The 1964-nt window shown below is 68.1% G+C and carries 2 protein-coding genes and 1 pseudogene; all 3 read left to right on the top strand.

What is annotated here, in order from left to right:
* On the top strand, positions 1-603 hold a 603-nt coding region (locus tag V6M56_RS17855; protein WP_332685508.1), incomplete at its 5' end, for a hypothetical protein.
* Complete coding sequence (locus V6M56_RS17850) at positions 600-1484, top strand: tyrosine recombinase (RefSeq protein WP_332685507.1); 885 nt, start codon at positions 600-602, stop codon at positions 1482-1484. The genes V6M56_RS17855 and V6M56_RS17850, both read left to right, overlap by 4 nt.
* Before the next feature lie 34 nt (positions 1485-1518).
* A pseudogene (locus V6M56_RS17845) lies at positions 1519-1964 on the top strand (acetyl-CoA carboxylase carboxyltransferase subunit alpha); the annotation flags it as partial.

The raw sequence follows: 1964 nt of genomic DNA, 5'->3' as shown, positions 1-1964 counted from the left end.
GCGCAAACTCCGCTCGACCGGATGGCGGCGCAGGTGCTCCTGTCTCGTGCTGCAAGGCGAGTGCGGCCGAGCGCTGACCTTCAGTCCGACGCGGTCGACCTGGTCGAGTCGCTGCTCGCCGGCGGCTTCGACCGTGAGGCGGCGCGCTGGGCGCCAGTGATCGGCGACCTGGATGACCAGCAGGCCGATGCGGTCTGGGCGATGCTGGCGCTTGGCGCGCCCAATGCGGAACCGCTGGGCATCGACATGAGCCGGATCGAAGATTTCGCCGACCGCGACGAGAGCGAAGGCAAGCAGCGGACCGCATTGCTGATCGCCGGCCTCGCCGGGCTTGGCCGGATCGACGCCATGGAGGCGGGCCGACTGAGCCGCGAATATCGGCTGGCACTTGGCGCCGAGACCAGCTGGACCCGGCTGATCGACGGAGCGATGCGGCGGAGGCAAGGCGGCACATCGCTGCTGCTGGCCGCTAGCGGACTTCAGGGCCGAGAGTTCGACGAGGTCGGGGCGATCTACCTGTTTCATAGCATCAATGCGCTTCGCGCCACGGGCCAAGATTATCTGGCGCGGATGGTTGCCGCCGAGGCGCTGGCACGGACGTGAGGGAGGGCGACCGCGCGCTGGTCGACCGCTTCTGCGACATGATGGCGGCGGAGGCGGGCGCGGCGCGCAATACGCTGCTCGCCTATCGTCGGGACCTGGAGGCGGCGGCGGAGGTTGTCGGATCGCTTGAGACCGCCGATGCCGTGGCCTTGCGGAAGCTGGGTGAGGCATGGTCGGCGCTTGCCGCCTCGACGGTGGCGCGCCGCTCGGCCGCGTTGAGGCGGTTCTACGGCTTCATCTTCGACGAAGGCTTGCGTGGTGACGATCCCTCGGCGGCGCTGCCCCGGCCGCGGCTCGAGCGCCCCTTGCCGAGAATCCTCGATACCGGAGAAGTCGAGGCGATGTTCGCGTCGGCCGAGGAACGGGCGGCGAGCGGCGAGCCGCTGGCACTGCGCAACCTCGCGCTGCTGGAGTTGCTATACGGGTCGGGGCTTCGGGCGACCGAGCTCGTGTCCCTGCCGCGCCGGGCGCTTCGTTCGGGCCAGCCCTTCCTGATATTGCGGGGCAAGGGGGGCAAGGAGCGGATGGCGCCGGTATCCGAGCGGGCGGCCGAGGCGGTTCGGCAATGGCTGCCCCATGTGCCCGAGGGCAGCGCCTGGCTTTTCCCGAGCGGCAAATCCCATTTAAGCCGGGTGCGCCTGTTCCAGCTGGTGCGCTCGATGGCCGGGCTCGCCGGGATCGCGCCCGACCGGGTCAGCCCGCATGTCCTGCGCCATGCATTCGCGACCCATTTGCTGGCGGGCGGGGCCGACCTTCGCGTGCTTCAGTCCCTGCTCGGCCATGCCGACATCGCGACCACACAAATCTACACCCATGTCGACGCCGCGCGGCTGGTCGAGCTGGTCAACAGCCGCCACCCGCTCGCCACCGACCATCGTTGACGGAAAGCCCCCCGCCGCTTACCCCGCGCCACCAATGCTCACCTACCTTGAATTTGAAAAGCCGATCGCCGCGCTCGACGCGAAGATCAGCGAATTGCGCGAAACGGCGACCGCCGGCGACATCGACATCGACAGCGAGGTCGCCAAGCTGGAGGCCAAGTCGGCCAAACTCCTCAAGGAAACCTACGCCAAGCTGACGCCGTGGCAGAAGACTATGGTCGCCCGCCATCCGGACCGGCCGCACTTCAAACATTATGTCGCGGGCCTGACCGACGATTTCATGCCGCTGTCGGGGGATCGGGCCTTCGCCGACGATCCCGCGATCATCGGCGGGCTGGCGCGGATCGACGGACATCGCGTCCTACTGATCGGGCATGAGAAGGGCGACGATACCGCCAGCCGCCTCAAGCATAATTTCGGCATGGCCAAGCCCGAGGGCTATCGAAAGGCGATCCGCCTGATGCAGCTCGCCGACCGCTT

The sequence above is a fragment of the Allobosea sp. genome (assembly GCF_036675845.1).
GTDB lineage: Bacteria > Pseudomonadota > Alphaproteobacteria > Rhizobiales > Beijerinckiaceae > Allobosea.
This window is presented reverse-complemented; position numbering and strand designations above follow the sequence as displayed.